Genomic DNA, 7,216 nt, shown 5'->3' on the forward strand with positions numbered 1-7,216 from the left:
AGGCGGCGCCAAAAACACAGCACCTTCACGAGCAGGCCCACGTCCTCCACCTTCGCGAATCAGTCCACAGCCTCAACCGGCGCGCCAAAACACAGCACATCCGCCGGCAAACCCACATCCCCACCTTCGCCAACCAGCCCGCATCCTCAACCCCGCGCGCGCCGGGGCGCCATAAACCCAGCTACCATCCGAGCCATGAGTTCGGAATTGCTCGTCGATGTCTCAGCGGGCATCGCCGTCCTCACTTTGAACAGGCCGGCGAAACAGAACGCCTTCAATCCTGCGATGACCGAGGCCCTGGGGGCCGCGCTGAAGCGGTGTGACGCCGAGGACGCCATCCGGGTCGTGGTGATCACCGGTACGCCGCCCGCTTTCTGCGCGGGCGCCGATCTCTCGGACCGGGTGGGTGAGGTGAGCGCGAGTATCGATCCGCCGCCGTTCCGGGTGCGCAAGCCGGTGATCGCGGCGGTCAACGGGCACGCGGTGGGCGCCGGGCTGGCGCTGGCACTGCAGTGCGATCTGCGCTACATGGCCGACGACGCCGTCTACGCGCTGAGCCAGGTCCGGCGTGGCGTCCTTGCCGACGGCTATGTGCACTGGACGTTGCCGCGGCTGGCCGGGCTGGCCAATGCCGCCGATATCCTGCTCACCGGCCGTACCTTCGACGGGGCGGAAGCCCGGGCAATGGGCCTGGCCAATGCCTGTCTGCCCGCGGCGGAGGTGGTGCCGACCGCGATGGCGGTGGCCCACGATATCGCGGGCGGGTCGGCACCGTTGAGCGCCGCACTGTCCAAACGGCTGCTGTGGGAGGGTGTCGGTCTGCAGCCCGACGTCGTCGCGCGGCTGGAAGCCGATCTGAACGAGCACATCGCCGACGGCCGGGATGCCGGAGAGGCGATGGCGGCCTTCCGGGAGCGCCGTCAGCCCTCGTGGTCCGGCTCGATCAATGACGAATGGCCGAGCTGGACACCGGCGAAATGGTCCGGACAGCAGAGCCTGGACTGACGCCGCTCAACCGCCGCCGAGCAGCACCACCAGGAACAACAGGGCCATCACGACCATGAGGATCGTGCCGATCACGCCCAGGATGAATCCGACGACGACCTGCGTGTGGCCACCGTACGCGCCGCCGGACTCCTCGATCTGATCGAGTGCGCGTTTACCCAGCGCCCAGGCCACCGGCCCGGTCAGCCCGCAACACAGCACGCTGAGCGCACCGAGGAACAGCACCGCTGTCGCATGCGGGTGCTCTACCGGCTTACCGATGGGCGCGTTGGGTATCACCACATGACGAATTCTACGGTGCCGTCCCGGATTTGCGGTCCGGGCGCGGCGGATTCACTTCCGAACCGCCCGCTGACCGCGACCCCGACACGCCCGATCACCGCGCCGCGGCAGCGGCCGCCGACCCGTCCACGGGCCGTCGATCAGGTGTTCAGGCGCGGCGTTGCCGGGCGGTTTCGGCCAGCACCACGCCTGCGGCGACGGAGGCGTTCAGCGATTCCACCGGGCCCGCCATCGGGATACTAAGGACCGAATCACAGGTCTCGCGGACCAGTCGCGACAGCCCCTTGCCCTCCGATCCGACGACGATCACCGTGGGCGCGGTGCCATCGAAATCGTCCAGGGACAGATCGCCTCCCGCATCCAGGCCCACGATCTGGACACCGGTGGCGGCCCAATCCTTCATGGTGCGGGTGAGATTGGTGGCGCGGGCTACCGGAAGCCGGGCCGCGGCACCGGCACTGGTGCGCCACGCGACCGCGGTCACGCTGGCGCTGCGGCGCTGCGGGATGACCACACCGTGACCACCGAAGGCGGCGACCGAGCGTACGACGGCGCCGAGGTTACGCGGATCGGAGATATTGTCCAGCGCCACCAGCAGTGCCGGCTCGACGGATTGCTTGGCCCGGGCCAGCAGATCGTCGGGGTGGGCGTACCGGTAGGGCGGCACCTGCAGCGCCAGCCCCTGATGCAGGCCGTTGGAGCTCATCCGGTCCAGATCGGTGCGCGGCACCTCGAGAATGGAGATCCCGGTATCGGCGGCGAGGCGGACGCTCTCGGTGAGCCGCTCGTCGTTCTCCGTCCCCACCGCCACGTACAGTGCGCTGGCCGGAACCCCGGCCCGCAGACACTCCACCACGGGGTTGCGGCCCAGCACCAGCTCGGGGCCGTCCTCGCTACGCCTACCGGCCGGACGCCCGCGACCGGGTGGATTGTTCTGCGCGGCTTTGGCTTTCGCCGCCGATCGACGCGCCGCCGGATGTTTGGTGCGCTGTTCGGCCGGTGGCGTCGGGCCGCGGCCCTCCAGCCCGCGGCGCCGCTGGCCGCCGGACCCGACCACGGCCCCCTTCTTGGTGCCCCCTTTACGAATCGCGCCGCGACGTTGTGAATTGCCGGCCATCAGCCCGCCTTTCCAGGGGTAGGTGCGCCCAGCGACCATTCGGCACCGTTGGGTGTATCGGTTACTTCGATTCCGGCCGCCTGCAGCCGATCGCGGACCGCGTCGGCGGTCGCCCAGTCCTTAGCGGCCCGGGCCTGCTGCCGCCGTTCCAGTTCGGCTCCCACCAGCACGTCCAGCGCTGCGTCGGCGGCCGAATGGTCGGCGGTGCCGTGCCAGTGCGGGTCGAGGGGGTCCACGCCCAGGACATCGAGCATGGCCCGGATCTGCCCGGCGTGCTCCCGGGCGGTGTCGAGCACGCCCGCGTCGAGGGCGCGGTTACCCTCGTGCACGCCGTGATGGATCTCGGCGAGCGCCTTGGGCACCCCGAGATCGTCGTCGAGCGCGGCGGCGAATCCGTCGGTCCATTTGCCCATCGGAATATCCCCGCCGCGTTCGGCCACCCGCTGCACGAACGCCTCGATCCGCTGATAGGACTGGGCGGCATCGTGCAGCGCCTTGTCCGAATATTCCAGCATCGACCGGTAGTGCGCACTGCCCAGGTAGAAGCGCAATTCCACCGCGCGCACCGATTTCAGCACATTCGGAATGGACAGCACATTGCCGAGCGATTTCGACATCTTCTCGCCGCCCATGGTGACCCAGCCGTTGTGCAACCAGTACCGGGCGAAACCGTCCCCGGCCGCCTTGGACTGGGCGATTTCGTTCTCGTGGTGCGGGAAGACCAAGTCCATTCCACCGCAATGAATATCGAATTCCGGCCCCAGATAGAACTCGGCCATGGCCGAGCATTCCAGATGCCAACCGGGCCGCCCGGGCCCCCAGGGCGATGGCCAGGTCGGCTCCCCCGGTTTGGCGGCTTTCCACAGCGTGAAATCACGGGGATCTCGTTTGCCGAGTCCGGCGCTTTCACCCTGATGCACGTCTTCGAGCCGATGGCCGGACAGATGCCCGTAATCCGGGTAGCTCCGGACATCGAAATACACATTGCCCTCGGAGGCGTAGGCGTGTCCACGGTCGATCAGGCGCTGCATCAATTCGACCATCTGGGTGATATGGCCGGTCGCGCGTGGTTCGGCGGACGGCGGCAGCACACCGAGTTGCCGATAGGCCTGGTCGAAGGCGCGTTCGTGCGTTGCCGCCCATTCCCACCAGGGCCGGCCGGCCGCAGCCGCCTTGGTGAGGATCTTGTCCTCGATATCGGTGACATTACGGATGAACGCCACGTCCGAGCCGTTGGCCGCCAGCCAGCGGCGCAGAATATCGAAGGCGACGCCGCTGCGCACATGACCGATATGGGGTAGCCCCTGCACGGTCGCCCCACACAGGTACACCGAGGCGTGGCCGGGTACCAGCGGCGTGAAATCACGCAGGGTCCGTTTCTCGGTGTCGAACAGGCGCAGCGTCACGGCAGTCGATCCTAGTTTCGTGTATGGATTGCACTCGAATTCGGTGCAAGGGGGATATGGGCAGGGTAGCGGTGCGGCCGGGTACACGAGCAGTCGGCTCGGCCGCGCGTGGCAACTTCGGCATTCCGTCGCCGCGTGCACACGCTCGAGTTGGCGCGGAGAGCGGGCCCACCGGCCCGAATCGCGCCACCGGCGATCGGCGATCCGGGGCCCGGCGCGGGCCACAGGACTGAGCAGGCGGCCTCGCAAACCCTATGCCGGTCGCACCTCGCCACCGTCCCCGGGCTGTTCACTCGGCCGCCCGGGACAGTGCAGCAGCGCGGTGGCCACCGCCGCGATCCCCTCACCGCGCCCGGTGAGGCCCAGGCCGTCGCTGGTCGTACCGGAGACCGATACGGGCGCGGCCAGTAGATCGCCCAGCACCTGCTGGGCCTCGGCGCGGCGCGGACCGATCCGCGGCCGGTTACCGATCACCTGGACAGCGGCGTTGACGACCTCGTATCCGGCGTCGTCGAGCAGCCGCCGCACTTCCTTCAGCATGGCGGCTCCGGAGACCCCGGCCCATTCCGGCCGCCCTGTGCCGAAGACCGAGCCCACGTCCCCCAGGCCCGCCGCGGACAACAGAGCGTCGCAGAGGGCGTGCGCGGCGACGTCACCGTCGGAATGTCCCGCGCAACCGTCCTCACCGTCGAACAACAACCCGGCCATCCAGCAGGGACGACCCGGTTCGATCGGATGTACATCGGTGCCGATTCCCACCCGCATGTTCAGCACGGTGCCACCGCCGGACGCGAGGTGAGCAAGGATTCGGCCAGGCGCAGATCGAGCGGTGTGGTGATCTTGAAGGCCAGCGGGTCGCCGGTGACGGTACGCACCGCGATGCCCAGCCGCTCCACCAGACCGGCGTCGTCGGTCGCCGTACCCGCGTCGGCGTACGCGGCCCGCAATGCTCCCGCGGCGAACCCCTGGGGAGTCTGGATGGCTCGTAACGCGCCACGATCCGGCGTACCGGTGACCATCCCCGCGGAGTCGACGGCTTTCACGGTATCCACCACCGGTAGCGCGGGCACGACCGCGGGGTGACCGGCGCGCAGCTCGTCGACCACCCGGGCGATCAGCGCCGGCGGAGTGAGCGCGCGGGCCGCGTCATGCACCAGGAAGAACGCCGCATCACCGGCAGCGGCGAGGCCGGCGCGTACCGAATCGGTGCGTTCGGCGCCGCCGACCACGATCCGCACCGGAGCATCGGGGGGTAGGACAGCTGCAGTCCGGTCGACGTGTTCGGCGGGCACCATCACAATGATCTCGTCGACGACCGCGGCAGCCACCAGCCCGTTCACAGCCAGTGTGAGCATAGGTGTGCCGCCGATCGGGACGAACGCCTTGGGTTCATCTGCACCCAAGCGCACGCCACGACCGGCGGCAGGAACCAATGCGATGACGGGACCGGCGCCGCGGCCGGGACCGCCTGTTTTGTACACGATCAGGAAGCCGCGGCGAGGACCTCGTCGAGAAGCGTCTCGGCCTTGCCGTCATCGGTGCCCTCGGCGAGCGCGAGCTCCCCGACGAGGATCTGCCGAGCCTTGGCCAGCATCCGCTTCTCGCCCGCGGACAGGCCACGATCCTGTTCCCGGCGCCACAGGTCGCGCACGACCTCGGCCACCTTGTTCACATCGCCGGAGGCGAGTTTCTCGAGGTTGGCCTTGTAACGACGGGACCAGTTGGTGGGCTCTTCCGTATGTGGTGCACGCAGCACCTGGAAGACCCGATCCAGACCTTCCTGGCCCACTACATCGCGGACGCCGACATATTCCGCGTTTTCCGCGGGAACCCGAACAGTGAGGTCACCCTGTGCGACCTTCAGGACCAGATACTCTTTCTGCTCACCCTTGATGGTGCGGGTCTCGATAGCTTCGATCAAAGCCGCCCCATGATGGGGATAAACGACGGTATCTCCGACCTTAAAAATCATGTGTCCCGTGCCCCTTTCGATGTTCACAGTTTAACACGCGACTCGATAACGGCGCGATCAACTGCGCAGGTCAGGGCCACAACGACCAGGCACAAGGGCTTGACAGGAGGGGTTTGGTGTGCATCACGTTGTGCCCGAACGGGTGTCGGACACGACTCCTTCCAGGGGATATGAAAACCCACTCCGCGCGACCGCGCAAGCGAGTCGCCCGGGCCCGATCGTTACCGGTCAGCGCGACGTCCCGCGATATACGCAACACCCGGTCGGCGAGCCGTTCCGCGACGCAAATCAGGGCGTCGCCGAGCCTACGAGCACCAGCCCATCGGACACGCCGTGTCGTGCGACAAATCACACACCGCGCGGCAAGTAATCCCCCCTGACACCGCCCGGTGCGGCAGGGTCTCGAACCCAACTACTACAGTGCCTAGTTGGAGTGCGCCCACTCGGACATGGAGGACAACCCGTGACTGCCCTGACTGCTGTGACTGCCGCTGGCCCGGTCCCGACCCGGCGGCGCCGCATGGTGGCGGCCGCCGCGCTCGCCGCCGGCGCGGCGCTCATCCTGTCCGGCTGCGGTGCCGGCCAGATCTCGCAGACCTCCGAACAGGTCGCCGCCATCAACGGCAACACGGCCAACGCCGGTGATATCGCCCTGCGCAACGTACATATCGTGTTCCCCGGTAACGGCACCGCCACCCACACCGCGGGCGGGAAGGCCGCGCTCGCGCTGTCGATCGTGAACACCGGCGCGGTGGGTGCCGACGAACTCACCGGCGTCACCACCGACCTCGGGAAGGTCGAGATCACCCCGGCCGAAGGCGACAAGCTCGAGATCGCCCCCTCCGAGACGGTGGTGGTCTCCACCCCGCAGGCCGGGGCGGAAACCCGCACCGGCGGCGAAACGATCAAGACCGAAGGCGGCGAGACCACCACGGCCCGCATCGAGATCACCGGCCTCACCCAGAACATCACCCCCGGCCTCACCTACGACGTCACCTTCAACTTCAAGAACAACGGGAACGTCCTGGTCCAGGTGCCGGTCGACGCCGGTGTAGAAACGCCTCGCCACGAATCGGAACTCTCCAAGAGCACCACGGGCTCGGCGGGCGGCCACTGAGTCGGCACCGATGCCGGCCTCCAGAGGTCGGGGCCCTCGGCTTCCGGCACCGACCGAATCGAGGAGGCGCGCTCCACGGGGCGGCCTCGATTCGCGAAGGTGAGGAAGCGGGCTCGCACGCGAAGGTGCTGTGTTTTTGGCGCGCTGGCGCGCGCGGGGTTGAGGCCCCCTTGGTCTCGCCGTTTCGGCCTCGAGACTCGCGCTTCGCGCATGCGCTTCGAGGCCGAAACGGCGAGACGGGCCTCAACCCTTTGAGGTGTCTCGCAACACTCGACGCATACGGGTTACGTCGGCAGTCGAAGTCCGGATCGGATGCC

The 7,216-nt window shown here is 68.1% G+C and carries 8 protein-coding genes; 2 read left to right on the forward strand and 6 right to left on the reverse strand.

What is annotated here, in order from left to right; genetic code table 11:
- Positions 1 to 195: 195 nt before the first annotated feature.
- Positions 196 to 1,005 carry an enoyl-CoA hydratase/isomerase family protein gene (locus NS4_RS30725; RefSeq protein WP_063062965.1) on the forward strand — a complete coding sequence of 270 codons (810 nt, stop codon included), beginning with the start codon at positions 196 to 198 and terminating at the stop codon, positions 1,003 to 1,005.
- A 6-nt stretch (positions 1,006 to 1,011) separates the two neighbouring features.
- Here NS4_RS30725 and NS4_RS30730 read toward each other — a convergent pair whose 3' ends face one another.
- From NS4_RS30730 to carD, 6 genes are all read right to left on the reverse strand, one after another.
- Entirely contained in the window at positions 1,012 to 1,287 is a 276-nt protein-coding gene (locus NS4_RS30730; RefSeq protein WP_063062966.1) for a DUF4190 domain-containing protein, read from the reverse strand.
- Between the two features lie 148 nt (positions 1,288 to 1,435).
- On the reverse strand, positions 1,436 to 2,404 hold the full coding sequence (rlmB, locus tag NS4_RS30735; protein ID WP_063062970.1) for a 23S rRNA (guanosine(2251)-2'-O)-methyltransferase RlmB: 969 nt from the start codon (positions 2,402 to 2,404) through the stop codon (positions 1,436 to 1,438).
- Complete coding sequence (gene cysS, locus NS4_RS30740; protein ID WP_063062967.1) at positions 2,404 to 3,810, reverse strand: cysteine--tRNA ligase; 1,407 nt, start codon at positions 3,808 to 3,810, stop codon at positions 2,404 to 2,406. Before cysS ends, rlmB begins: the two co-directional genes overlap by 1 nt.
- Positions 3,811 to 4,062: 252 nt before the next feature.
- Positions 4,063 to 4,575 (reverse strand): 2-C-methyl-D-erythritol 2,4-cyclodiphosphate synthase, encoded by a 513-nt coding sequence (gene ispF, locus NS4_RS30745; RefSeq protein ID WP_063062971.1) that lies wholly within the window; start codon positions 4,573 to 4,575, stop codon positions 4,063 to 4,065.
- Positions 4,576 to 4,577: 2 nt separating this feature from the next.
- Positions 4,578 to 5,291: a 2-C-methyl-D-erythritol 4-phosphate cytidylyltransferase gene (gene ispD, locus NS4_RS30750; protein ID WP_063062968.1), complete on the reverse strand. Its 714-nt coding sequence runs from the start codon at positions 5,289 to 5,291 to the stop codon at positions 4,578 to 4,580.
- A 2-nt stretch (positions 5,292 to 5,293) separates the two neighbouring features.
- Positions 5,294 to 5,782: an RNA polymerase-binding transcription factor CarD gene (carD, locus tag NS4_RS30755; protein ID WP_011206964.1), complete on the reverse strand. Its 489-nt coding sequence runs from the start codon at positions 5,780 to 5,782 to the stop codon at positions 5,294 to 5,296.
- A gap of 481 nt (positions 5,783 to 6,263) precedes the next feature.
- Between carD and NS4_RS30760 the strand changes: the two genes are divergently transcribed.
- Positions 6,264 to 6,899: a copper chaperone PCu(A)C domain-containing protein gene (locus NS4_RS30760; protein ID WP_245665864.1), complete on the forward strand. Its 636-nt coding sequence runs from the start codon at positions 6,264 to 6,266 to the stop codon at positions 6,897 to 6,899.
- The last annotated feature ends 317 nt before the right edge of the window (positions 6,900 to 7,216 follow it).

Source organism: Nocardia sienata NBRC 100364, assembly GCF_001613205.1.
GTDB classification, from domain to species: domain Bacteria; phylum Actinomycetota; class Actinomycetes; order Mycobacteriales; family Mycobacteriaceae; genus Nocardia; species Nocardia sienata.

Bases quoted from the DNA above. Each gene is read 5' to 3' on its own strand.
- ispF (WP_063062971.1), bottom strand. From the start codon at position 4,575: ATGCGGGTGGGAATCGGCACCGATGTACATCCGATCGAACCGGGTCGT.
- rlmB (WP_063062970.1), bottom strand. From the start codon at position 2,404: ATGGCCGGCAATTCACAACGTCGCGGCGCGATTCGTAAAGGGGGCACC.
- carD (WP_011206964.1), bottom strand. From the start codon at position 5,782: ATGATTTTTAAGGTCGGAGATACCGTCGTTTATCCCCATCATGGGGCG.
- NS4_RS30725 (WP_063062965.1), top strand. From the start codon at position 196: ATGAGTTCGGAATTGCTCGTCGATGTCTCAGCGGGCATCGCCGTCCTC.